This window comes from Mycobacterium toneyamaense (assembly GCF_055384815.1).
Genome location: NZ_AP040333.1, coordinates 5,596,713 through 5,619,348 on the forward strand (window position 1 = coordinate 5,596,713; position 22,636 = coordinate 5,619,348).

At 68.6% G+C, this 22,636-nt stretch carries 21 protein-coding genes, 1 tRNA gene and 1 other RNA gene; 10 read left to right on the forward strand and 13 right to left on the reverse strand.

Features of this window, described 5'->3' with window-relative positions; genetic code table 11:
- Positions 1-38: 38 nt before the first annotated feature.
- Together ACZ5IQ_RS26940 and ACZ5IQ_RS26945 are read left to right on the forward strand one after the other, a co-directional pair.
- A complete protein-coding gene (locus ACZ5IQ_RS26940; RefSeq protein WP_464480518.1) occupies positions 39-1,430 on the forward strand; it encodes an FAD-binding oxidoreductase in 1,392 nt (463 codons plus the stop codon).
- The gene (locus tag ACZ5IQ_RS26945) at positions 1,427-2,731 is read left to right on the forward strand and encodes a class I SAM-dependent methyltransferase (protein ID WP_464480519.1); all 1,305 of its coding nucleotides are present in this window, start codon (positions 1,427-1,429) and stop codon (positions 2,729-2,731) included. Before ACZ5IQ_RS26940 ends, ACZ5IQ_RS26945 begins: the two co-directional genes overlap by 4 nt.
- On the opposite strand, the gene ACZ5IQ_RS26950 is transcribed toward ACZ5IQ_RS26945, so the two are convergent.
- From ACZ5IQ_RS26950 to ffs, 3 genes are all read right to left on the reverse strand, one after another.
- Positions 2,732-4,735 carry a DNA polymerase III subunits gamma/tau gene (locus tag ACZ5IQ_RS26950; protein WP_464480520.1) on the reverse strand — a complete coding sequence of 668 codons (2,004 nt, stop codon included), beginning with the start codon at positions 4,733-4,735 and terminating at the stop codon, positions 2,732-2,734.
- 213 nt (positions 4,736-4,948) lie between these two features.
- The gene (locus tag ACZ5IQ_RS26955; protein ID WP_464480521.1) at positions 4,949-6,232 is read right to left on the reverse strand and encodes an aspartate aminotransferase type Ic; all 1,284 of its coding nucleotides are present in this window, start codon (positions 6,230-6,232) and stop codon (positions 4,949-4,951) included.
- 28 nt (positions 6,233-6,260) lie between these two features.
- Positions 6,261-6,357: signal recognition particle sRNA small type (ffs, locus tag ACZ5IQ_RS26960), an RNA gene on the reverse strand.
- Positions 6,358-6,425: 68 nt separating this feature from the next.
- Here ffs and ACZ5IQ_RS26965 point away from each other — a divergent pair.
- From ACZ5IQ_RS26965 to ACZ5IQ_RS26980, 4 genes are all read left to right on the forward strand, one after another.
- A tRNA-Ser gene (locus ACZ5IQ_RS26965) sits at positions 6,426-6,511 on the forward strand.
- Between the two features lie 81 nt (positions 6,512-6,592).
- Entirely contained in the window at positions 6,593-7,393 is an 801-nt protein-coding gene (locus ACZ5IQ_RS26970) for a hypothetical protein (protein WP_464480522.1), read from the forward strand.
- Positions 7,394-7,437: 44 nt separating this feature from the next.
- Complete coding sequence (locus ACZ5IQ_RS26975; RefSeq protein ID WP_406804544.1) at positions 7,438-8,451, forward strand: S1C family serine protease; 1,014 nt, start codon at positions 7,438-7,440, stop codon at positions 8,449-8,451.
- A gap of 245 nt (positions 8,452-8,696) precedes the next feature.
- Positions 8,697-8,960 carry a hypothetical protein gene (locus tag ACZ5IQ_RS26980; RefSeq protein WP_212807396.1) on the forward strand — a complete coding sequence of 88 codons (264 nt, stop codon included), beginning with the start codon at positions 8,697-8,699 and terminating at the stop codon, positions 8,958-8,960.
- Positions 8,961-8,977: 17 nt separating this feature from the next.
- Here the strand turns inward: ACZ5IQ_RS26980 and ACZ5IQ_RS26985 are convergent, their stop codons facing one another.
- The gene (locus tag ACZ5IQ_RS26985) at positions 8,978-10,198 is read right to left on the reverse strand and encodes an oxygenase MpaB family protein (protein ID WP_406784005.1); all 1,221 of its coding nucleotides are present in this window, start codon (positions 10,196-10,198) and stop codon (positions 8,978-8,980) included.
- Positions 10,199-10,344: 146 nt separating this feature from the next.
- On the opposite strand from ACZ5IQ_RS26985, the gene ACZ5IQ_RS26990 reads away from it, so the two are divergent.
- Positions 10,345-10,734, forward strand: a complete 390-nt coding sequence (locus tag ACZ5IQ_RS26990) for a DUF3887 domain-containing protein (protein ID WP_406774022.1) — start codon at positions 10,345-10,347, stop codon at positions 10,732-10,734.
- A 3-nt stretch (positions 10,735-10,737) separates the two neighbouring features.
- Here the strand turns inward: ACZ5IQ_RS26990 and ACZ5IQ_RS26995 are convergent, their stop codons facing one another.
- Genes ACZ5IQ_RS26995 through ACZ5IQ_RS27015 form a run of 5 tightly spaced genes read right to left on the reverse strand, consistent with a single transcriptional unit; the run spans position 10,738 to position 16,664 of the window.
- Complete coding sequence (locus ACZ5IQ_RS26995; protein WP_406774021.1) at positions 10,738-11,781, reverse strand: zinc-binding dehydrogenase; 1,044 nt, start codon at positions 11,779-11,781, stop codon at positions 10,738-10,740.
- Complete coding sequence (locus ACZ5IQ_RS27000; protein WP_464480523.1) at positions 11,781-13,367, reverse strand: dipeptide ABC transporter ATP-binding protein; 1,587 nt, start codon at positions 13,365-13,367, stop codon at positions 11,781-11,783. Before ACZ5IQ_RS27000 ends, ACZ5IQ_RS26995 begins: the two co-directional genes overlap by 1 nt.
- Positions 13,364-14,203, reverse strand: a complete 840-nt coding sequence (locus ACZ5IQ_RS27005; protein ID WP_464480524.1) for an ABC transporter permease — start codon at positions 14,201-14,203, stop codon at positions 13,364-13,366. Before ACZ5IQ_RS27005 ends, ACZ5IQ_RS27000 begins: the two co-directional genes overlap by 4 nt.
- Positions 14,200-15,150, reverse strand: coding sequence for an ABC transporter permease (locus tag ACZ5IQ_RS27010; protein ID WP_464480525.1), 951 nt, complete (start codon positions 15,148-15,150; stop codon positions 14,200-14,202). The genes ACZ5IQ_RS27005 and ACZ5IQ_RS27010 overlap by 4 nt, the downstream gene beginning before the upstream one ends.
- On the reverse strand, positions 15,147-16,664 hold the full coding sequence (locus tag ACZ5IQ_RS27015; RefSeq protein ID WP_464480526.1) for an ABC transporter substrate-binding protein: 1,518 nt from the start codon (positions 16,662-16,664) through the stop codon (positions 15,147-15,149). Before ACZ5IQ_RS27015 ends, ACZ5IQ_RS27010 begins: the two co-directional genes overlap by 4 nt.
- Before the next feature lie 194 nt (positions 16,665-16,858).
- On the opposite strand from ACZ5IQ_RS27015, the gene cspE reads away from it, so the two are divergent.
- A complete protein-coding gene (cspE, locus tag ACZ5IQ_RS27020) occupies positions 16,859-17,062 on the forward strand; it encodes a transcription antiterminator/RNA stability regulator CspE (protein ID WP_043402873.1) in 204 nt (67 codons plus the stop codon).
- Positions 17,063-17,222: 160 nt separating this feature from the next.
- Here cspE and ACZ5IQ_RS27025 read toward each other — a convergent pair whose 3' ends face one another.
- Entirely contained in the window at positions 17,223-17,912 is a 690-nt protein-coding gene (locus tag ACZ5IQ_RS27025; RefSeq protein WP_061005497.1) for a GAP family protein, read from the reverse strand.
- Positions 17,913-18,128: 216 nt separating this feature from the next.
- Between ACZ5IQ_RS27025 and ACZ5IQ_RS27030 the strand changes: the two genes are divergently transcribed.
- Entirely contained in the window at positions 18,129-18,275 is a 147-nt protein-coding gene (locus ACZ5IQ_RS27030; protein WP_464480527.1) for a hypothetical protein, read from the forward strand.
- 10 nt (positions 18,276-18,285) lie between these two features.
- Here the strand turns inward: ACZ5IQ_RS27030 and ligD are convergent, their stop codons facing one another.
- Positions 18,286-19,311: a non-homologous end-joining DNA ligase gene (ligD, locus tag ACZ5IQ_RS27035; protein WP_464480528.1), complete on the reverse strand. Its 1,026-nt coding sequence runs from the start codon at positions 19,309-19,311 to the stop codon at positions 18,286-18,288.
- Complete coding sequence (locus ACZ5IQ_RS27040) at positions 19,311-20,363, reverse strand: ATP-dependent DNA ligase (RefSeq protein WP_464480529.1); 1,053 nt, start codon at positions 20,361-20,363, stop codon at positions 19,311-19,313. Before ACZ5IQ_RS27040 ends, ligD begins: the two co-directional genes overlap by 1 nt.
- 58 nt (positions 20,364-20,421) lie before the next feature.
- Here ACZ5IQ_RS27040 and gluQRS point away from each other — a divergent pair, with 58 nt between their 5' ends.
- The gene (gene gluQRS / locus ACZ5IQ_RS27045; protein WP_464480530.1) at positions 20,422-21,300 is read left to right on the forward strand and encodes a tRNA glutamyl-Q(34) synthetase GluQRS; all 879 of its coding nucleotides are present in this window, start codon (positions 20,422-20,424) and stop codon (positions 21,298-21,300) included.
- 4 nt (positions 21,301-21,304) lie between these two features.
- On the opposite strand, the gene ACZ5IQ_RS27050 is transcribed toward gluQRS, so the two are convergent.
- The gene (locus tag ACZ5IQ_RS27050; protein ID WP_464480531.1) at positions 21,305-22,576 is read right to left on the reverse strand and encodes an HNH endonuclease signature motif containing protein; all 1,272 of its coding nucleotides are present in this window, start codon (positions 22,574-22,576) and stop codon (positions 21,305-21,307) included.
- Positions 22,577-22,636 lie beyond the last annotated feature (60 nt).

Consider the following 22,636-nt stretch of genomic DNA (forward strand, 5'->3'; position numbering starts at 1 on the left):
CGGTCGCGAGGACCGCGATCTCGGTCTAGCGTATATGTGTGACTGCTGTCACGAGCGATGCGACGGCCGCCCACGAGGCGGCCGTTCAGCGACTGCTGGACAGCTATCGCGCCATCCCGCGGGGGGCGACGGTGCGGCTGGCGAAACCGACGTCGAACCTGTTCCGGGCGCGTGCGCGCACCAAGACCAAGGGGCTCGACGTCTCGGGGCTGAACGGCGTGCTGGCCGTCGACACCGAGAATCGCACCGCGGACGTGCAGGGCATGTGCACCTACGAGACGCTGGTCGCCGCGACGCTGCCGTTCGGCCTGGCGCCGCTTGTCGTGCCGCAGCTCAAGACCATCACCCTCGGGGGCGCGGTCACCGGGCTGGGCATCGAGTCGACGTCGTTCCGCAACGGCCTGCCGCACGAGTCCGTGCAGGAACTCGACATTCTCACCGGGGCCGGCGAACTGATCCGGGCATCACCGCACACCCACTCCGACCTGTTCTACGCCTTCCCGAATTCCTATGGGACGCTGGGCTATTCGGTACGGTTGCGCATCGAGCTGGAGCCGGTCCGCCCGTTCGTGAAGCTGCGGCACCTGCGTTTCCACCGGGTGGCCGATCTGGTGGACGAGCTGCAGCGCATCCTCGACACCGGCGGCCACGACGGTGTGCCGGTGGACTACCTCGACGGCGTCGTGTTCGGGCCCGACGAAAGCTACCTGTGCCTCGGCATGAAGACCGGGACCGACGGCCCGGTCAGCGACTACACCGGTCAGCGCATCTTCTACCGCTCCATCCAGCACGACTCCGGTGAGCGGCACGACCGGCTCACCACGCAGGACTATCTCTGGCGCTGGGACACCGACTGGTTCTGGTGTTCGGCGGCCTTCGGCGCACAACGCCCACTCATCCGGCGGTTGTGGCCCCGCCGGTACCGGCGCAGCAGCGTCTACTGGAAGCTCGTCGGCCTCGACCAGCGCTTCCGGATCGCCGACCGGATCGAGCGCCGCAGCCTCCTGGCCCCGGAAAAGCCGTTGCGCGAACGGGTGGTGCAGGACGTCGAGGTGCCGGTCGAGCGCGTCGTCGACTTTCTCGAGTGGTTCCTGGCACGTGTGCCCATCACCCCGATCTGGTTGTGCCCCTTGCGGTTACGCGATGACACCCGCTGGCCGCTGTATCCCATCCAGCCCCACCGCAACTACGTCAACGTCGGGTTCTGGTCATCGGTCCCGGCCGGACAGGTGGCCGGTGAGACGAACCGCCTGATCGAGGACAAGGTCGACGAATGCGGCGGCCACAAGTCCCTGTACTCCGAGTCGTTCTATTCGCGTGAGGAATTCGACCGGCGCTACGGCGGCGCGGAGTACCAGAAGGTCAAAGACGTTTACGACCCCGAATCGCGGCTACTAGGTCTCTATGAGAAGGCGGTACAACGGCAATGACGACAACTGACGATCGAGGGACGACCGCCGGCAGGCTCACGCTGGCCGAGGTCCTGGAGAGCTTCTCGAGTGGTCGGCTGCCCCTCAAATTCGAGGCGTACGACGGCAGTTCGGCCGGCCCCGAGGACGCCGAGCTGGGGCTGAGCCTGCTCACCCCGCGCGGCACCACCTATCTGGCGACCGCACCCGGCGATCTGGGCCTGGCCCGGGCCTACGTCGCAGGCGATCTCGCTGCGCTCGGCGTGCATCCGGGCGACCCCTACGAACTGCTCAAGGCGCTGGCCGACAAGGTGGAATTCAAGCGTCCGCCGATCCGGGTGCTGGCGAACATCGTGCGGTCCATCGGATTCGAACACCTGCTGCCGATCGCCCCGCCCCCGCAGGAGGCGCTGCCGAGATGGCGCCGGATGGCAGAAGGGCTGCGGCACAGCCGAATCCGGGATGCCGAGGCCATCCATCACCACTACGACGTCTCCAACGCGTTCTACGAACGGGTGCTCGGGCCGTCGATGACGTACACCTGCGCCTGCTACCCGCGGCCCGACGCCACGCTCGAGGAAGCCCAGGAGAACAAGTACCGGCTGGTGTTCGACAAGCTGCGCCTGCAGCCCGGCGACCGGCTGCTCGACGTCGGCTGCGGCTGGGGTGGCATGGTCCGGTACGCCGCCCGGCACGGTGTGCAGGCCACCGGTGTCACGCTGTCGGCGGAGCAGGCCGGCTGGGCGCAGCGCGCCATCGCCGACGAAGGCCTGGCCGATCTCGCCCGCGTCGTGCACGGCGACTACCGCGATGTGCGGGAAGGAAATTTCGACGCGGTGTCCTCGATCGGTCTGACCGAGCACATCGGTGTCGCCAACTACCCGGCCTACTTCCGGTTCCTACACGACCGGCTGCGCCCCGGCGGACTGCTGCTCAACCACTGCATCACCCGGCCGCACAACCGCGCCGGGAACATCGGCGGGTTCATCGACCGCTACGTCTTCCCCGACGGAGAGCTGACCGGCTCGGGGCGGATCATCGCCACCGCCCAGGATGTCGGGCTGGAGGTGCTGCACGAGGAGAACCTGCGCCCGCATTACGCCCTGACGCTGCGCGACTGGTGCGCCAACCTGGTGCGGAACTGGGACGAAGCGGTCGCCGAGGTCGGCCTGGCCACGGCCAAGGTCTGGGGCATGTACATGGCCGGTTCCCGCGTGGGATTCGAGACCAATGTCGTTCAGCTGCACCAGGTCCTGGCCGTCAAACTCGACGAGCACGGGGCCAACGGCGGGCTGCCGCTGCGGCCCTGGTGGACGCCCTGATCACTCCCCGATGGGGCGGGCGCCCAGCTCGCTCTTGAGCAGTTCGAGCGCCACCTCTTCGGGGTCGCGGCGGGGCACGTCCGTGCCGCGGTCGTTGGCGGCGTCGGCCAGCATGTCCTCTTCTTCGGCCCGCTCCACGGCGGCCTGCTGCTCGGGCGTCGGGGCCGCCGGACGCGGGGCTGCCGCCGCGGGCGCGGAACCGGCCGACGGGCCCCCGGCCGCACCCGCAGGTGCCGCACCGGCGTCGCACCGCACCCGCCAGTTCACCCCGAGGGCATCCTTGAGCGCCTCGCGGATGACGTCGGCGTTGTGCTGCTCGCTGAGGCGCCTCGCCAGCGGCGGGGCCGGGTGCGCCAACACCAAAGTGTCCGCCTCGATACCGCGGACCGTCGCCTCCATGAGCATGGCTTCCAGCGAGCGGCTGCGCATGCGGACCTTCTCGCGCACCGTCGTCCACATGGCGCGCACGGCGGCGGCATCGGGCTCACCGGGTGTCGCGGCGGCCGGCTGCACGGGCGCCGCCGCTGCCGGTGCGGCAGCCGGCGGGGCGACGGGTTCAGGTGATGTTTCACGTTGAACCGGCGCCGGTTCGGGCGCCGGACGCGGCTCGGGCCGCGGCGCCGGAGGTGCGGGTGGCGGCGTCGGCTCCGGTTCGGGTGCCGAAACCGATTGCGGGGCTTGACTTCTCCGCGTGAACTGCCGATTTCCTGCCGAACCCGACGGAGCCGGCGGAGCGCTCGGGGCGCTCGGGGCCTCCGCGAACGACTCGGCGGCCGGTGCCGGGACCGGGGCCGCCACCGGAGCGGGACGCGGGGCAGCAACGGCCCCGCCCTCCGAAGCCGGGATCGACACGTTCATCCGGGTCTCGATGCGCTCGATGCGTTGCAGCAGAGCGGCTTCGGTGTCACTGGCCGACGGCAGCAGCAGCCGGGCGCACACCACTTCGAGCAGCAGCCGCGGTGCCGTCGCGCCGCGCATCTCCCCGAGCCCGGCGTGCATCACCTCGGCGTACCGGGTCAGCGTCGCGGTGCCGATCTGTGCGGCCTGGTCCCGCATGCGCTCCATGACGTCGTCCGGCGCGTCGACCACACCGCGGGCCGCGGCGTCCGGAACCACCTGCAGGACAATCAGATCCCGGAAGCGCTCCAGCAGGTCGGTGCCGAACCGGCGTGGGTCGTGCCCGGCGTCGATCACCGACTCCACGGCTCCGAAGAGCGCGGCGCCGTCGCCGGCGGCCAGCGCGTCGACGGCGCGGTCGATCAGCGCGAGGTCGGTGGCGCCGAGCAGCGACAGCGCCCGCTGGTACACGACGCGGTTCTGCTCGGCCCCGGCCAGCAGCTGGTCGAGCACCGACAACGTGTCACGCGGCGAGCCGCCACCGGCCCGGATGACCAGCGGGTACACCGCATCGTCGACCTGCACGTCTTCTTGCGCGCAGATCTTCTCGAGCAGGCCGCGCATGGTCTTCGGCGGCAGCAGCCGGAACGGGTAGTGATGGGTGCGCGACCGGATGGTCGGCAGCACCTTCTCCGGCTCCGTGGTGGCGAACACGAAGATCAGGTGCTCCGGCGGCTCCTCGACGATCTTCAGCAGCGCGTTGAAACCGGCATTGGTGACCATGTGCGCTTCGTCGATGATGAAGATGCGGTACCGCGACTGCGCCGGCGCGTAGAACGCCCGGTCACGGAGTTCGCGGGTGTCGTCGACACCACCGTGGCTGGCGGCGTCGAGTTCGACGACGTCGATGTTGCCAGGCCCGTTCGGCGCCAGCGCCACGCACGAATGGCATTCGCCGCACGGATTGGCCGTCGGCCCCTGCTCGCAGTTCAGTGAGCGGGCCAGGATGCGCGCCGACGACGTCTTGCCGCAGCCGCGCGGCCCGGAGAACAGGTAGGCGTGGTTGATGCGGCCCGATTCCAGCGCGTTGCACAGCGGCTCGGTGACATGCTCCTGCCCGACTACCTCAGCGAAACTTGCCGGTCGGTACTTGCGGTAGAGAGCCACGGAAGAAGGCTACCGAGCGGGTCCGACTCGTGCTCTGGTGGATTCGCCATTCCGCGAAGCTGACGTGGTGGCGGAAAATCAGGCCGCAAATCGCCGTGCAGTCAGGCTCGGCGAACACGACCACCACGACTCGATTGACCCTGTGCCTGCGCACCCCGCTACTCGCACAACTGCGCCCTCAGTACAGAGTCAACGCACAGAGCAGGCAGGACCTCAGTCCTTGAGCAGCGCCTCGGTCGCGGCCAGCAGCGCGCACGTCGCCAAGCCGTCGATGGCGAGGCGCAGGTCCGGCAGCGGCGGGAACGAAGGCGCGATCCGGATGTTTTTGTCCTCCGGGTCCTTCTTGTACGGGAACGATGCGCCTGCCGCCGTCACCGCGATGCCGGCGTCCTTGGCCAGCGCCACGGTCCGCTTCGCGGTGCCCGGCCACACGTCGAGGCTGACGAAGTAGCCACCCTTGGGGTCGGTCCACGACGCGATCTTCGACGCGCTGAGTCGGTCGTCGAGAATCTCGGCGACGGCCGCGAACTTGGGCGCCATCAGCGCCTGGTGCCGCTGCATGTGCAGCCGCACGCCGTCGGCGTCACCGAAGAACCGGAGGTGCCGCAGCTGGTTGACCTTGTCCGGGCCGATGGTCTTCTTCTCGGCGTGCTGCAGGTACCAGGCGATGTTGCCGAGCGAGCCGCCGAAGAAGCTGACGCCGGCGCCGGCGAAGGTGATCTTGGACGTCGAGGCGAAGACGTACGGCCGGTTCGGGTTGCCCGCGGTGGCGGCCAGGCCGACGACGTCGACGTTCTGGACCGACTCGTGCGTCAGCGTGTGCACGGCGTAGGCGTTGTCCCAGAACAGCCGGAAGTCCGGTGCCGCCGTCTGCATCTGCACCAGCCGGCGAGTGGCCTCCCACGAGTAGGTGACGCCGGTCGGGTTACCGAAGACCGGCACGCACCACATGCCCTTGATCGCCGGGTCGGCGGCCACCAGCTCCTCGATGAGGTCGACGTCGGGACCGTCCTCGAGCATCGGGACCGGGATCATCTCGATGCCGAAGCTCTCGGTGATCGCGAAGTGCCGGTCGTAGCCGGGCGACGGACACAGGAACTTCAGGGCGGGTTCTTGCACCCAGGGGCGCGGCGAATCGACGCCGCCGTGCAGCAGCGAGAACACGATGACGTCGTGCATCAACTCGAGGCTGGCGTTGTTGCCGGCGATCAGGTTCTGCACGGGCAGCCCGAGCAGTTCACCGAAGATGGCCCGCAGCTCGGGCAGGCCGTGCAGGCCGCCGTAGTTGCGGGTATCGGTGCCGTTGCCGTCCAGGTAGGAACCGGGGGTGTCTCCCGGCAGGCTCAGCATGGCGTTCGACAGGTCGAGCTGTTCTGCCGACGGCTTGCCGCGAGTCAGGTCGAGGGCCAGGTTGCGGGCCTGCAGTTCGGCGTAATTGCGCTGTTGCAGATCGTGCTGGGCCTGCAATTCGTCACGGCCGAGGGACAGAAACGACACGGCGCGCCTCTCGCATCAGATCGCGAAAACATAGGGGACCCCGCGCACCCGCCAGAGCCCGTTGACCCTTGCTGCCTTCCGGCCCTGGGGGAGTTCACAGGATGGACGCCGCGCGGGGTCCGGCCACGAGTGTAGTACCCACCCAGTGGCACACGAGTAGGGCGTCGGATCCGGGTCGGGTACCCTTGTCGACGGAGGATTCGCCTAGTGGCCTATGGCGCTCGCCTGGAACGCGGGTTGGGTTAACAGCCCTCAGGGGTTCAAATCCCCTATCCTCCGCACTCGGTCCGGGGTGCGACCAGCTGATCAGCCGGTCGCACCCCGGCCCACTATCAGAGCGAAAAACCCTCGAGGAGCAGTATGCGGCGGCCGGTAGCGATCATTTGGCACGCGTCGTTCCTCATCCTCGCCGGGCTGCTGTACTTCTTCTTCGCGCTGCCCCGGTGGAACGAGCTGACCGGCGACTGGTCGCACACCCTCGGCACCGCGATGCGCATCGTCTGCGGCCTGATCGTCGCGTTGTCGGCGCTGCCGGTCCTGTTCACCCGCCAGCGCACCGCCCTGCCGGAGTACGGCACCCCGCAGCTGGCGCTGACCTTGCGCACCTGGTCGATCGTCCTGCACATCGCCGCGGGCGTCCTGATCATCGGCGCTGCGATCAGCGAGATCTGGCTGACCCTGGATCAGGCCGGCACCTGGCTCTTCGGTATCTACGGCGGCGCGGCCGGCCTGGCCCTGCTCGCCGCCCTGGCGTTCTACCTGGCCTTCGTCGCCGAGTTGCCGCCTCCGCCGCCGGCGCCGCTGAAGGTCAACGACAGCAAGCGCCGCGGCCGCCGCAAGGCCGAGGCCGCCGATGAGGCCCCGGCCGTCGCCGCTGAAGTCGCGGAAGCCGGCGATGAGAGCGAGACTGACACCGAAGCCGAGGCCGAAGAAGAGGCCACGGACAAGGCCGACGACGACGCGGCCGAGACCACCGAAGCCGACGACGCTGGTAACGCCGACGCCGCAGAATCCGATGAAGCGGCCAAGACGTCCGGCGAAGAGACCGCCGACACCAACGAGGACGAGGCGGAAGAAACGGCCACTGACGACGCCCCCGCCGGTAAGCTGCGCAACCGCCGCTCCGGCAAAGGCTCCGGCTTGTTCGGGCGCGGAGCCTAAGGGCCATTCGCAGGGCCATCACCTCGCAGTCCGGAGGACAGCACATGGGCGGGTTCCGCTTCTGCCGTCGGCTCGGCACCGCGGCCACCGCGGCGGCCGTTGCCGTGGCCACCATCAGCCTCGCCCCCGTCACCCACGCTGACCCGTCCGCGGCCGCAGCCGTCGTCGAACCCGCGACCGCGCGCGTCGACACCGTCATCAACTACCAGCACGCCATCGGTGCCGGTACCGGCTTCGTCCTGGACTCGGGCGGCGCGCTGCTGACCAACTTCCACGTCGTACAGGGCGCCGACAAGGTGACCGCGACCATCGGTGGGCGGCCATACCGCGCTGACCTGGTCGGCTACGACCGGCACCGCGACATCGCGGTGCTGCAGCTGCGCGGCGCGGCCGACCTGCCGGTCGCCCCGCTGGGCGACTCGTCGGCGGTGGCCGTCGGCGACGAGGTCGTCGCACTGGGCAACGCCGACGGCAGTGGCAACTCACTGACCCACGAGGCCGGTCACGTCATCGGGCTGAACCGCACCATCACCGCCAAGGACGAGTTGACGGGCAGTTCCGAGCAGGTGACGGGCCTGATCCAGTTCGCGGCCCCGGTCCGCGCCGGCGATTCGGGCGGCCCGCTGGTCTCCGCCGACGGCCGGGTGGTCGGGATGACGGTCGCGGCGACGCTGAACTTCCACATGGGCCCGGGCGGCGAGGGCTTCGCGATCCCGATCAACGAGGCGCTGGCGACGGCCGCGCAGATCCGGGCCGGCGCGGCGTCGAACAACATCCACATCGGGCAGCCCACGCTGCTCGGCGTCGGCGTCGGCGGCACCGACGAGCACTCGCAGCTGCCCGGTGTGCTCATCCGCGACGTGATCAGCGGCGGCCCCGCGCAAATCGCCGGGATGGTCCCGGGTGACGTGCTGGTGAGCATCGACGCCGTCACGGTGAGCTCGGCGAGTGCGCTCACCAGCGTGCTGGACCGGCACTACCCCGGCGACGTCGTCGAGCTGTTCTGGATCGACCGCGCGGGCCAGCAGCACACCGCCAAGGCCGTGCTGACGTCCTGACACGTAACTTTCTGGCAAAAAAATCTACTAGTCCGTCAAAGTAGCTGGATACCGGCACTAAGCGGGTACCGCGCGTGAAGGCTATTTGCCACGGCCCCCTGACGTGCCGAAATGCGGTTTTGCCGACTGACGAGGCCCTTGGCGGGGACACCATCGCGAGTTAGATTGGCGACACATTCACCTGCAAATGAGCCTTCGGTCACAGCTGTTCACGCGGCGGTTACCCGGTCAAAGGGAGTAGCCCAGTGGTCCACCTCTACGTGGAGGCGTACACAGCGATATGGGCTGTGGTGACCCTGGCGACGTATCTCCTCGGCCGCCGATTCAGCAACGACGAGCGACCCGACCACCAGCTCCTCACGAGCGTGCTGGCCGGAGCCATGTGGCCCGTCGTCGTGGTCGGACTCCTGGAGGCGTTCACCGTCGCATTGATGTCCGGCAGCCACGCATGGCGCGACCCGGCGCCGGTGGAGCCGGCCTGCGTCGCTCCCGTCGCGCCACTGCCGTAGTACTCAGGCCGCCGTACTCACGCCACCCCGCGCAGGTGGGACGCCGACGCCCCGATGGTCGCCTCATCCCCGCCGATCATGGTGCGCAGCAGGGCTTTCTGCTCGCGTAGCCCGCGGTCTGCCGCGCGGTCCGAACCGCCCGGCAGCACCAGCGCCGCGATGCTGCGCACGCCGTTGACGGGGATACGGAGCACCGGGTACCACGGCGGCATGTAGGACGGCAGCCCCAGCGTGCGCATCACCCGCGGGCCCAGGAAGGCCGTCGTCACCGACAGGTGCTGCGCCCACGCCAGCCGCCGGCGGAGGCCCGTCGCACCGCGGTAATGCCAGCTCAGCGGGTCACGCGCCATCGGTACCGACAGCTGTTTGGTGGTCTCGTCGGAGACCGCCAGTGCGGTGGACGTGTGATAGAGGATGCGGACGCTGTCCCGGAAGGACCGTGGCAGCCACTCGTCCTGCACGCCCATCAACCAGCCGACGTAGCGCGTGAGGTGCGCGATGGCGCTCAACTCGGCGGGTGTGGCCACGATGCCCATGGCCAGGCCGCCGAGAACCGGCGCGATCAGGGCGCCCACCAGCGTGGCCGCCATGTCGGTCTGATTGACCGGCAGGCCCCACTGCTCGGCGCGCCAGTCCGGCATCGCCTGCACATGCCGTCGCACCATGGCGTGTACGAAGCGGACGCGGACGGTGGACCGGTATCCGGAACCGAACTTCTCCAGCCCGCCGGCGTCGATCACGTCGAGCGCCCACTGCATGGTTTCGGCGAACCGCTGGTTGGAGCCCTTTTCCAGGGCTCCGGTGCGCAGCAGGGTCTGGTTGAAACCGGAGAACTGGTAGCCGCCCAACAGCGCGACGTCCCGGGCGATGTACATGCCGTCGGCACCGCCCCGGCGCAACGTGCGCTGTCCGATCCGCAGCGCTTCAGGGTCGACCCAGTCCGGGGTCGCCTCGACCTCTTCGAAGAACCGGCGCAGCGGCTCCGGCGCCTCCGGAACGGTGGCGATGCCGTCGGTGAGCGCGCGGTCGAACAGCGGCCGCAGCTGCTTCGTCCCCTGCTCCGACATCCAGGCGACCAGGGCATCCATGGGTTCGTCGCCCACATTGAGGCGTTCGCCCAGCCGCTGCCACTGCGTGGCGTCGGGCTTCCCGATGGCCAGCATGGTGGCGAACGAACCGATCGCCGCAGGTACCGGTTGCGGCCGGTCGGGATGACGTGCCGGGATCGGCAGGGACATCGCGCGTACTCCTTGTCACCGTTGACAACGTATGTAGTCAAAACTAGGCGGTACCGGCGGTCTCGTCAATGGCAAATGGGGCACGAGCGCATAGGCTGGCCCTCATGTGGCGGGGAGAACAGTCCAAACACCAGCGTCGGAACACAGTGGCAGCCGCGATCGCGGCGCTCGGGATCGGCGTCGCTCTCGGCGGAGCACCGGTCGCGGCAGCGGCCGACGCACCCGACCAGGTGGCCATGACGGCCATCGACGACATCGCCGCGGGCAACTACGCCGCCGTCACCGCGCGGTTCGATCCGGAGCTGCAGAAACGGTTGTCCCCCAAGGCATTACAGCAGGTATGGGACGGCTACCAGCGCACGTTCGGGGCGTACCAGTCGCACGGCGGCCCCGAGGACACCGCGCGCGGCGACCTCACCGTGGTGAACGTCCCGCTGCAGATGGACCGCATGCCCGGCCAGTTCCGGGTGAAGATCCATCCCGATGGCACCATCGCGGGCGTGTACTTCCTGCGCGAAGGTGTGCCGGTCCCCTGACCGTCACGCCCGCCGGGGGTCGATCAACGTGACTCCCACCGGGCTGGCGGCGCCGAACTCCGGCAGCAGGCGCGCGCCTTCGGCGAGCCCCACCACCCGCTCGACCAACGCCTGCGGGCGCAGCTTGCCCGCCGCGACCTGGTCGAGCATCTCGGGGTAGTCCGCGCTGGCCATGCCATGCGACCCCAAAACATCCAATTCCCAAGCGATTACGCGATCCATGGGCACCTGCGGATGCCCGTCGACGTTGGGCAGCAGGCCCACCTGCACATGGCGTCCCTGCCGGCGCAGGCTGTGGATCGCATCGGCGCACGTCCCCGCGGTGCCCACCGCGTCGACCGCGACATGGCTACCGCCGCCGGTGATCTCGTGCACCGCTGGCGCCACCTCGGCGCCGTTGGCGAGGACGGTCTCGGCGGCACCGAGGCTGCGCGCGAGTTCCAGTGCCGCCGGCGTGCGGTCGACGGCGATGACGTTGGCACCGGCCGCGGCCGCCACCTGGACAGCGCTGAGGCCCACACCCCCGACACCGATCACCGTGACCCACTCGCCGGGCTTGACGTCGGCACGGGCCCGCAGCGCGCGGTAGGCGGTGGCGAAGCGGCAACCCAGCGCGGCCGCCGCGGCGTCGTCGATATCTTCCGACACCGCAACGAGATTCGTGTCCGCCGCGTGCAGCGCCACGTACTCACCGAACGAGCCCCAGTGGGTGAAACCCGGCTGGGTCTGGTCCGGGCACACCTGCGCCTGGCCGCCGGCACACCATTCGCAGGTGCCGCACCCGCACACGAACGGTGTGGTGACGCGGTCACCGACCCGCCAGCGCCGGACGTCGGTGCCGACCGCGACCACTTCTCCGACCAGTTCATGTCCGGGCACATGCGGGAGGGCGACGCCGTCGTCGTGCCCGGCCCAGGCGTGCCAGTCGCTGCGGCACAACCCGGTTGCGTGCACCTGCACCACGACGCCGCCGGGCGACGGCGTCGGGTCGGCCACCGACCTGACGTCCACGGGGCCACCGAACTGCTCGAAGATCACCGCGCGCATCAGGTCATCGTTGCACGCCCCGGACGCGCCGGAGGCACCGCTGCGAGCAACGCGCGCGTGTACTCGTGTTCCGGATGCGCGAACAACTCGGCGGCAGAGCGGTATTCCACCGATTCGCCGCCGCGCAGCACCAGGACGTCGTGGCTCATCCGCTCGATCACGGCCAGGTCGTGGCCGATGAACAGGTAGGTCAGGCCACGGTCCTGCTGCAGCCGGGTCAGCAGGTCCAGCACCTTGGCCTGCACCGAGACATCGAGTGACGCGGTCGCTTCGTCGAGGATCAACAGCTCGGGCGCCACGGCCAGCGCCCGGGCGATGTTGACGCGCTGCCGCTCGCCGCCCGACAGTTCGTGCGGATACCGTGCCGCGTAGTCCGCCGGGAGCTCGACGGAGTCCAGCAGCTCACGCACCTGCGCCCGTCGGTCCCTGGCCGCACCCGCCAAGGGCTCGGCGATCGAAAGACCCACCGGGATACGCGGATTGAGCGACGAGAACGAATCCTGGAACACCAGAGCGATCCGGCGGCGTACCGCCTTGCGGTCACGGCGCTTGACCGTCAGCACGTCGGTGCCGTCGAGGAGTGCGCGACCGCCGTCGGGCGCGACGAGACCGGTCAGCGCGGCCGCCACGGTCGACTTTCCCGAACCCGACTCGCCCACCAGCCCGAGGGTCGTCCCCCGGCGGATGCGGAACGACACGTCCTTGACCGCGTGGACCACCATCCGGCCCGTCGGCGTGCTCACGGGAAACCTGACGTCCAGATGGGAGACGTCCAGCAGTGTCGGGGTGTCCGGAACTTCGCGGGCGGGGTGTCCCAAAACCGGCCTGGCATCGAGCAATTCGCGGGTGTAGGCCTGCTGCGGCGCATCGAATATCGCGTCGACCGGTGCCTGTTCGACGGCCGCACCGCCGCGCAGCACGGTGATGGTGTCGGCGACCTCGCCGATCACCCCGAGGTCGTGACTGATCCACACCACGGCGGTACCGAACCCGCGCTGCAGCTCCCTCACCAGCTCGATGATCTGGGCCTGTGTCGTGACGTCGAGGGCCGTCGTCGGCTCGTCGGCGATCAGCAGTTCAGGGTCGCAGGCCAGGGCGATCGCGATCATCACCCGCTGACGCTGGCCGCCCGAGAGCTGATGCGGATAGCTGCGCAGCCGCCGTTGCGGGTCGGGCAGGCCCACGGCCTCCAGCAGTTCCAGGGCGCGCACCGCGGCGTGCCGGCGGGTCACCTGCTTGTGTGTTTCAAGAGATTCGGTGATCTGCCGTTCGATGGTCAGCAGCGGGTTCAGCGAGGTTCCGGGATCCTGGAAGACGAACCCGATCCGGCCGCCGTGCACGCGCCGCAACGTCCGTGCCGGGGCGCCGACGAGTTCCTGTTGTCCGCCAAGGAGACTCGATCCGGTCACGATCGCACCGGGCGCGTCGAGCAGTCCCGTCGCGGCGAGCACCGTCGTCGACTTCCCCGAGCCGGACTCACCGACGATGCCGAGCGTCTGCTCGGGCTCGACGACCAACGACACACCGCGCACGATGTCGCGGCGCCCGATCCGGACGGACAGATCGTCGACCGACAGCACGCTCATGACTGCCGCCGCGCTTCGATCATCGTGCGCTGCTTGGGATCGAGGACATCACGCAGCCCGTCACCGAGCAGGTTGCAGGCCAGCACGATGACGACTATCGCGGCGCCGGGGAACACCGCCATCCACCAGGCCAGTGTGACGAAGCCCTGCGAATCGAAGATCATCCGGCCCAGCGACGGCTGCGGCGGCTGGATGCCCAGCCCCAGGAAGGACAGCGCGGCCTCGGACAGGATGGCGAACGCCAGCGACAGCGACGTCTGGACGATGAGCGGCCCGGTGATGTTCGGCAGGACGTGCCGGGCCAGGATGTAGGCCGTCCCCGTGCCCATGGTGCGCGACACCGCCACGTACGGTTCCTCCCGCACCGCCAGGGTGCTGGCCCGGGCCACCCGCGCGAAGATCGGCACGTAGACGACGCTGATCGCGGCGATCGTCGTCGCCAGCCCGGGCCCGAGCACCGCGACGATCGCCATGGCCAACAGCAGCACCGGGAACGCGAACATCACGTCGACGACCCGCATCACCACGGTGTCCAGCCAGCCGCCGCGGTACCCGGCCATGACACCCAGCGCGGTGCCGACCACCGCGGCGCACGCCACGCTGACCACCGCCACCGTCATCGACGCCTGCAGGCCCGTCAGCACGCGGGACAGCACATCGCGGCCCAGCTCGTCGGTGCCGAACCAGTGTGCGCCGCTCGGTGGCCGCAGTGCCTGCGGTACGTCGACGTCGTTGATGCCGTACGGCGCCAGCCACCCGGCGCCCACGGCAACGACCACAGCGGCCGCGACGACGGCGGCGCTGAGCACGGTGACGGGGTTCGTGCGCAGTCTCATGACAGCCGAATCCTCGGGTCGACAAGGGCGTACAGCACATCCACCACCAGGTTGACCGTCAGGAACAGGACCGCGATGAGCAGCACCGCGCCCTGGATCACGGGGTAGTCACGCGCGGCCACCGAAAGGTAGACCAGCCGGCCCAGGCCCGGCCAGGCGAACACCACCTCGACCACGATGACACCGCCGAGAATCGTCGCCAGCTGGATACCGGTGATGGTGAGGATGGGCACCAGGGCGTTGCGCACGACGTGTCGCAGCGTGATCACCCGTGGCGGTAGGCCTTTCGAGCGCGCGGTCCGGACGTAACCCATCGCGGACACCTCCAGCACCGCGGCGCGGACGTAGCGCGTCATGATCGCCGCGGCCACCAGGCCCACGGTCAGGCCCGGCAGGATCACGTGGCGCAGCCAGCCCGCCGGATCGTCGAGCAGCGGCCGGTAGCCCGATGTCGGCAACCAGCCCAGCACCGTGGAGAACAGCGAGATGAGCAGGATGCCCAGCCAGAAGTCCGGGACGGATACCCCGAATTGGCTTGTGACGCGGACGATCACGTCGCTGAGCCGGCCCTCGTGCGCGGCCGCGTAGATACCGGCCGGCAGCGCGATCACGAGCGCCAGGACGATGCCGACCACGGCCAGGGAGACGGTGGCGGGCAACCGTTCGGCCAGCACCTGGGCCACCGGGTCACCGCTGCGGAAGCTGACGCCGAGATTCCCCGTCGCGGCATGGCCGAGGTAGTTGACGAACTGGGCGGCCAGCGGCCGGTCCAGACCACTCGCATGCCGCAGGGCGTCGTACGCCTCGGGCGTGTACCGCGTGCCCAGGGCGATGCGCACCGGATCACCGGGAACCAGATGGACCAGGGCGAACACCACGATGAGAACGCCCACCAGAACCACCAGCGAGTAGACGAGCCGGCGGGCCAGGAATCGCAGGATGGTCATGGCCGGTCACCCCCGAGTACCGCGCCCCGGAAACGAATTGCCTTGTCGCGCCTGGCCTCATAGCCCGTCAGCCGCGGCGACCAGGCCTGCACCACGGCAGGGTTGTACAGGTAGAGGTAGCTCACCTGGTCCGCGATGAGCGTCGCGGCCTGCGTGTAATCCTGGTGCCGCACTTGCTGATCGGTCTCGGTACGGCCGGCGTCCAGCAGCGCGTCGACGCGCGGATCCGAGAACTTCTGGGCATTGCTCGCACCGCCGGTGTGGTGCTGCGCGTAGTAGAAGTCGTCGGGGTCGATGTTGCCGAGCCAGCCCATCATCAGCATGTCGAAGTGGCCGTTGTGCTGTTCGTCGAGCCACGTCCCGAAATCGACGGTGCGGATGGTGACCCGGATGCCCAGCGGCGCAAGGTTGTCGGCGATCACCTGGGCGGCGGTGACCGTCTGCGGGTACTCGCTGGTGACCAGCAGGTCCATGGCGGCCGGCGCCGAACCGGCCTGCCGCAGCAGCGCCTTGGCGTGGTCGATGTCGTAGCGGTACTTGTCATAGGGCGTGTACCACGGGTTGCCCTGCGGGATCGCGAGCTGATTGGCCTGCGCCGCACCGTAACTGGTGGCCTGCACGATCGAGGCCCGGTCGATGGCGTAGGCGACGGCCTGCCGCACCCGCACGTCCTGCCACGGCGGCCGGGCCTCGTTGAGGGCCAGGTACCAGTAGTCATTGCTCGGCGTCACCGCAAGATGGAGCGAATCATCGCCCCGCAGCTGGGCGATCCGCTGCGGCGGCACCGCGTCGGTCCAGTCGATCTCACCGGCTTGCAGCGCCGACAGCGCCGTCGACGGCTCGCTGATGAAGCGGAACGTCACGCCCGGAATCCGCGGGGCCCCGGCCCAGTAGCCCGGATTTGCGCGCAGCGTGATCGCATCTCCACTGCGCTGGCCGGCGAAGGCGAACGGCCCGGTGCCGATGGGGTGGCTCGCGATCTGCCCGTCCTCGACGTTGCGACGCTGCACGATCGCCACGCCCTTGAACCCCCCGAGATTGGTCAGCAGGTTCGGCGTCGGGTGGGCCACGGTGATCCGGACCGTGTGGTCGTCGGTGGCGGTGACGTCGGTGACGGCGCTGAGCTTGTCGGCATTGGCCAGCTTGCCGTCGATGATCCGGCGGTAGGAGTAGACGACGTCCGACGCGGCGAGCGGGCTGCCGTCGTGGAACGTGACGCCGGGCCGCAGGTGGAACGTCCATGCCAGTTGATCAGGAGAGACGTCCCACGACTGCGCGAGGGCGGGCCGCATGATCAGGTCGGCGTCCGGTTCCACGAGGGTGTCGAAGACGTTCTCCAGAACCTCGAAGGAGAAGTACGCGCTGGTTTTCTGCGGATCGAGTTGGTCGGGCTCGCCGGAGATCGCGGCGATCAGGTATCCCGCATCCCGGCCCAGGTCAACGCGCTGCGCGGGCGCGCACGACGTCGCGAGGAGGACGGAAACGACAGCGAGCACGGCCGCAACCAGTCGCATGTCCGTCACTTCCGGGCCGGGGCCGGCAGACAGCGGAGGCCGGCGCTCTCCTGCCGTCCGCATACCCCGCGGAAGGCCGGTTCACACCTGACATCGATATGTGCAGTTCAGGGTGCGCACGGGCATCGAACTGAGCTAAGATGCCGAGCGGACGTTTCTTCCTAACGTCCGCTCTACATGAGAGAAGTTGGTATATGCCACAGGGAACTGTGAAATGGTTCAACAGTGAGAAGGGCTTCGGCTTCATCACTCCCGACGACGGCTCCAAGGATCTGTTCGTCCATTACTCGGAGATCAAGAGCAACGGTTTCCGCACCCTCGACGAGGGCCAGCGGGTCGAGTTCGAGGTCGGTCAGGGCAGCAAGGGCCCGGCTGCGACCGGAGTCACCGCGGTCTAACTGAGCCCGAAAGCTCAGTCGGCTGGTGCGGACCGCTTCGCACCAGCCACAATTCTTTTCACACTGTCGCGCGGATGCGCAGGTCTGTGACCTGGGCATCCGCGCGACGGCGTCTCTACCGGAGTTTTCCGGTCAGGAACAGCTGTCGCCTCGGGCTGCCCTAGAGCCACCCGAGCGCACGTGCGCCGTTGTGCAGCACCATCGCGCCGATGACGACCATCACCACCGCCATCAGTGCGGCGTTGTTCTTCTCCATCCAATCTTTGAGCCGCCGCATCGTGTCGTCGAGCCGGGCACCGGCGATTGCGTAGGCCACGGTGGGGATCGCCACTGTCGACGCGGCGACGATGACGAAGAAGGCTGCGGCCAGCCAGTCACCCTCGAGGCCGAGCCCCGCGGTGCCGATCGCCAATCCGGCTGGCACACAGATCAATACGACGTCGGGGCGCACCGCGACCAGCGCCCCACCCATCGCCGCCGCGCGGGCCGGGGTGAGGGTCGCGATCTTTTTCATCCAGCCCGGCGAATCGGTGCTGTCGTGCCGGGTGAACCAACGATAGATACCGAAGACGATGAGCGCGGCGCCCAGCACCACCCGCAGCCACGACGCCCACTCGGGCGGCGACTTGTGGTCATGGTGCGCGCCACCGAGCAGGTGTGAGGCCTGGACGCAGACGGCCGTCACCACCGCCAGGCCGACGGCCCAGCCGGCGAGGAACGCCAGTCCCGTCGGCCGGGGTCGCGGCGCCTGCAGGACCAACACCGCCGGGATGACGGTGATGGGCGACAGCGCCACCACCAGTCCGAGCGGAACGAGCCCGGTCAACACGGTGCCCCAACTTCCAGTCATGGGCAGCAATCTACCCAGTGGATCGGCCCGGAGCCGCCGCGATCGTCAATATGCGCCAATGTACGATCTCAGCGAACTTGTTCGGCGATTTCTGGCTACCAAACGGTGCCTACCGGTAGGTTGCCAGTAACTAGGCAATATTCACACTGAGGAGGTGGCATTGTGCGAAACCAGCAAAATATTTCACCTGGCGTCAGCGACTCATCGGAACACCAGGTGAATACCCGTTCGTGGCGTGGAAAGCCCCTCCGCTACCTCGCCGTGCTGGCACTGCTGGTCTCGGCAACGGCGCTCGGCTGCGGCACCGATGATCTCCAGGCACTGCCCAGCCCGCAGGGCGTGACGCACACGTGTTCCCCGTGATCACCCGGTCCTAGGAGTCCTTGAGGTCCCGGTCCTTGCTCGGCTGCACCCGCTTCGGCTCCCCCGGCATCTTGGGATAGTTCGGCGGATACGGCAGATCACCCAGCCCCCGGTCCTCGTCCGCCTGCACCATGTCGAGCAACGGCTCCAGGGAATGCGCCACGTCGTCGATGCCGGCCCACGGATCATCGCGCTGCGCAAGCAGTTTCGGCACCGTGGCCATGGTGTAGTCGTCGGGGTCGGCGTCGGCGAGCTGCGCCCACGACAGTGGCGTCGACACCGTCGCGATCGGCGTCTTGCGCACCGAGTACGCCGAGGCGAAGGTCCGGTCCCGGGCATTCTGGTTGTAGTCGATGAACAGTCGCTCGCCGCGCTCCTCCTTCCACCACGACGTCGTCACCGCATCGGGCGCGCGCCGCTCCACCTCACGGGCCAAGGCGATACCGGCCCGGCGCACGGCGATGAAGTCCCACTCCGGCTTGATCCGGACGAAGACGTGGACGCCGCGGCCGCCCGACGTCTTGGGATAACCGGTCAGGCCGAGTTCGTCGAGGATCGGTTTGAGCACCCCGGTCGCGATCTCCCGGGCTTCTTTGAACCCGGTCCCCGGCTGCGGATCGAGGTCGATGCGCAGTTCGTCGGGGTGTTCGACGTCCGGACAGCGCACCTGCCAAGGGTGCAGCGTGATGGTGCCCATCTGCGCGGCCCAGATGATGGCCGAGGGATGCGTCACCTTGAGTGCATCGGCGGTGCGGCCCGACGGGAAGGTCACCGTGCAGGTCTTCAGATAGTCGGGACGCTTCACCGGCACCCGCTTCTGGTAGATCTCCTCACCTTCGATGCCGTCCGGGAAGCGTTGCAGATGAGTGGGCCGGTCCCGCAGCAGTGTCACCATCCGGTCGGCGACCGCCAGGTAGTAGTCGACCATGGTGCGCTTGGTGCCCTTGCTCCCGAGCTGCGGGAAGTACACCTTGTCCGGGTTGGTGAACCGGACGGCGACGCCGTCGACGTCGAGTTCTTCTGCGGCGCTTGCCATCACGAGTTCTCCAGGACGTCATAGAGGTCATAGTTGAGCGGCACGTCGAGCTGGTCGAAGGTACAGCTCTCCGGATCCCGGTCCGGGCGCCAGCGCCGGAACTTCACCGTGTGCCGGAACCGTCTGCCATGCACGCTGTTTCCCTCCATCTGGTCGTATGCCACCTCGCATACCCGCTCCGGACGAATCGGAATCCAGGTCTTGTCGGCGGCCGAATTCCAGCGGCTCGGTTCACCATCTTGGGCATCCCCGGTGCGCAGCGGCTCCAATTCGGCCAACAATGCAATCCGGTCTTTCACGGTGAAAGACGCTGCGCCACCGACCATATGGAGATCGCCGGCGTCGGTGTAGAGCCCGAGCAGGATGGACCCGATACCCTCGCCGCTCTTGTGGATGCGATAACCGATCGCCACACAATCGGCGTCGCGGGCGTGCTTGACCTTGATCATCTCCCGCTTGCCCGGCAGATAGGCGCCGTCGAGACGCTTGGCGATCACGCCGTCCAGTCCCGCACCCTCGAACGTCGTCAGCCAATGCGCGCCCAGTTCGGGATCCTCGGTGGTCCGCGTGACGTGACACCACTGCTTCTCACTCACCAGGTCCTGCAAAGCGGCGCGGCGGACGCGGAACGGCTCGGCCAGCAGGCCGCGGTCACCGTCGGCCAGCGCGTCGAATCCGATGAAATGCGCCGGCGTCTGCTCGGCCAGCATCTGCACCCGGCTGGCCGCGGGATGGATGCGCTGGCTCAGCGATTCCCAGTCGAGCCGGATACGGCCGTTGATCTCCCGCGGCACCACCACCTCACCATCGAGCACACACCGCGGCGCGATCTCGTCCCGCAGCGCCGCGAGCAGTTCCGGGAAGTACCTACCCAGCTCTTTGCCGTTGCGCGACTGCAGCACCACCTCGTCACCGTCGCGGAACACCAGGGCGCGGAACCCGTCCCATTTCGGTTCGTATGACCACAGCCCGGCCTCGTCCGGCACCTTCGCGGCGGCCTTGGCCAGCATGGGGTCTATCGGTGGCTGCACGGGTAGGTCCACACTCCTCATACTCACGTAGACCGGCGCGAGTGGGCAATCTCATCGCACGGCGCGTTACATTGCGGTCGTGTCCCATTCCCCCGCCGGCCGGTTCGCGCCGAGCCCGTCCGCCGATCTGCACATCGGCAACGTGCGCACCGCGGTGCTGGCGTGGTTGTTCGCGCGGTCCACGGGCCGGCGGTTCCTGGTACGGGTCGAGGATCTGGACGACCGTACGTTCCCCGAAGTGGCGCAGCGGCAGCTGGACGATCTGGCGGCTGTCGGGCTGACCTGGGATGAACCACCGGAATACCAGGCCTCGCACGGGGGCCGCTATCTCGCCGTCGTCGACGACCTCACCGAGCGCGGCCTGACGTTCGAATGCTTCTGCAGCAGAAAGGACATCCTGCAGGCGCCGCGGGCCCCGCATGCGCCGGAAGGCGCGTATCCGGGCACCTGCCGGAACCTCAGCGCCGACGAGCGTGCCCAACGCCGGGCCACCGGCCGGGCGCCGGCCATCCGATTACGCTCGGACACAGCCGAATACACCGTCACCGACCTGCTGCACGGCAGCTACACCGGCGTCGTCGACGACTTCGTGCTGCGCCGCGGCGACAACGTCCCGGCCTACAACCTGGCCGTCGTGGTGGACGACGCCGCGCAGGGCATCGACCAAGTGGTCCGCGGCGACGATCTGCTCTCGTCCTCGCCGCGACAGGCGTATCTGGCTGCGCTGCTGGGCTATTCGCCGCCCGTCTACGCGCATGTTCCGTTGGTTCTCAACGCCGACGGCAAGCGACTCGCCAAACGCGATGGCGCGGTGACGGTTTCGGAGATCGGCGCGGAGGCGGCGTTGGCACAGATCGCGGCGTCGCTGGACTACACCGCCACGACGCTCGACGGCATGCTCGCGCAGTTCGACCCGGCCAGGCTGCCGCGCGAGCCGTGGATCTTCCGGCCCGAGTAGGCGTCTAGTTGGTCGACGGTGTGGGTGGTGGTTCGAAGGGTTGGTACCACCACCATTGGGCGCGTTCCCCGGTGGGTCCGGGGCAGGGCGGCACATCAGGGAAGGGGGTGGTGGGTGGCCTTGCCAGGGATCCGCCGTCGAGTTGGCGGCCCGCGGCATCGGTGACGACCAGCCGATCAGCCGGACCGGTGATGGTGATGACCCGCTGGTGATGCAACCGGTGGTGATACGGGCAGACCAGCACCAGGTTGTGCAGCTCGGTGTCCCCGCCGTTCTCCCAATGAATGATGTGATGGGCATGCAGGCCGCGGGTGGCCCCGCACCCGGGGACCCGGCAGCAGCGGTCGCGGTGTTCCAGGGCGCGGCGCAGGCGGCGGCTGATGGTGCGGGTGCTGCGCCCGGCGCCAATCGGCTGACCATGTTTCTCCAGCCACACCTCGCACGTCGCATCGCACAACAACAGCCGGCGTTCCTCGTCGGTGAGCAGCAACCCCAGATGCAATGCGGCCGCGCGCTTTTCGAGGTCAAAGTGCACCACCACGGCGGTGTGCTGCCCATGCGGACGACGTTCCACATCGCTGTCCCACCCGGCCTCAATCAGGCTCATGAACCCATCGACCTGGTTCGGGAACGGCGGCACCACATCCGACACCGGGTCACCGGTTTCTGAATTCTCGTGGTCGCGTTTCCAGTCCGCCACCAACGCATCCTGATGCGACGCCACCGCGGCATCGAACTTCGCCGCCTCCAACTTCGGCAGCCGGATCTTGTACGTGGCCGACCCGTCCTCATGGCTGGTCTTGCGGATCGACCGCTCCGGCTCCGGCGCCGGTTCCGGCTCGGGATCGGGGCGCGGCTCCAGCTTCACCGCAGTCCGCAACTGGGTGACCGTGGCGCTCTCGGCGAACTGGGCGTAATGCTCATCCGAACCGTCGGCCGCGTGTTCGGCGACCACCCCAACCTGATCCAACGACAACCGGCCCGCCCGCATCGCCTCAGCGCACCGCGGGAACTCCTCCAGGCGGTGCGCCACCGCGACCATGACTTCCGCATTGCGGGGCGACACCCCGGTTTTCCACGCCACCAACGACGGCAATGACCGGGCGCCCGTCGCGCCCCACAGCCCGTCGCGGTCGATCTCGGCCACGATCTCCACCAGACGGCCGTCAATTGCGTTGCGCTGACCGATCAGCTCCGACACCTCAACCGACAACGCATCGAAACGCTCACACGGCGACGGCGCCTCAACCTCGAAAGCCGTTGCCGTGCTGGACATGACACCATCAAAGCAGAACGGTACGACAAATTTCTGACCCTAAAACGCTGCCGGCGAGAA

Bases quoted from the DNA above. Each gene is read 5' to 3' on its own strand.
- ACZ5IQ_RS27050 (WP_464480531.1), bottom strand. From the start codon at position 22,576: ATGTCCAGCACGGCAACGGCTTTCGAGGTTGAGGCGCCGTCGCCGTGT.
- ACZ5IQ_RS26985 (WP_406784005.1), bottom strand. From the start codon at position 10,198: ATGTCCCTGCCGATCCCGGCACGTCATCCCGACCGGCCGCAACCGGTA.
- ACZ5IQ_RS26995 (WP_406774021.1), bottom strand. From the start codon at position 11,781: ATGCGCGCGGTGATCTTCGAGCAGTTCGGTGGCCCCGTGGACGTCAGG.
- ACZ5IQ_RS27000 (WP_464480523.1), bottom strand. From the start codon at position 13,367: ATGAGCGTGCTGTCGGTCGACGATCTGTCCGTCCGGATCGGGCGCCGC.
- ligD (WP_464480528.1), bottom strand. From the start codon at position 19,311: ATGGCAAGCGCCGCAGAAGAACTCGACGTCGACGGCGTCGCCGTCCGG.
- ACZ5IQ_RS26945 (WP_464480519.1), top strand. From the start codon at position 1,427: ATGACGACAACTGACGATCGAGGGACGACCGCCGGCAGGCTCACGCTG.
- ACZ5IQ_RS26975 (WP_406804544.1), top strand. From the start codon at position 7,438: ATGGGCGGGTTCCGCTTCTGCCGTCGGCTCGGCACCGCGGCCACCGCG.
- ACZ5IQ_RS27040 (WP_464480529.1), bottom strand. From the start codon at position 20,363: ATGAGGAGTGTGGACCTACCCGTGCAGCCACCGATAGACCCCATGCTG.
- ACZ5IQ_RS27025 (WP_061005497.1), bottom strand. From the start codon at position 17,912: ATGACTGGAAGTTGGGGCACCGTGTTGACCGGGCTCGTTCCGCTCGGA.
- ACZ5IQ_RS26970 (WP_464480522.1), top strand. From the start codon at position 6,593: ATGCGGCGGCCGGTAGCGATCATTTGGCACGCGTCGTTCCTCATCCTC.
- ACZ5IQ_RS27015 (WP_464480526.1), bottom strand. From the start codon at position 16,664: ATGCGACTGGTTGCGGCCGTGCTCGCTGTCGTTTCCGTCCTCCTCGCG.
- cspE (WP_043402873.1), top strand. From the start codon at position 16,859: ATGCCACAGGGAACTGTGAAATGGTTCAACAGTGAGAAGGGCTTCGGC.
- ACZ5IQ_RS27010 (WP_464480525.1), bottom strand. From the start codon at position 15,150: ATGACCATCCTGCGATTCCTGGCCCGCCGGCTCGTCTACTCGCTGGTG.
- ACZ5IQ_RS27005 (WP_464480524.1), bottom strand. From the start codon at position 14,203: ATGAGACTGCGCACGAACCCCGTCACCGTGCTCAGCGCCGCCGTCGTC.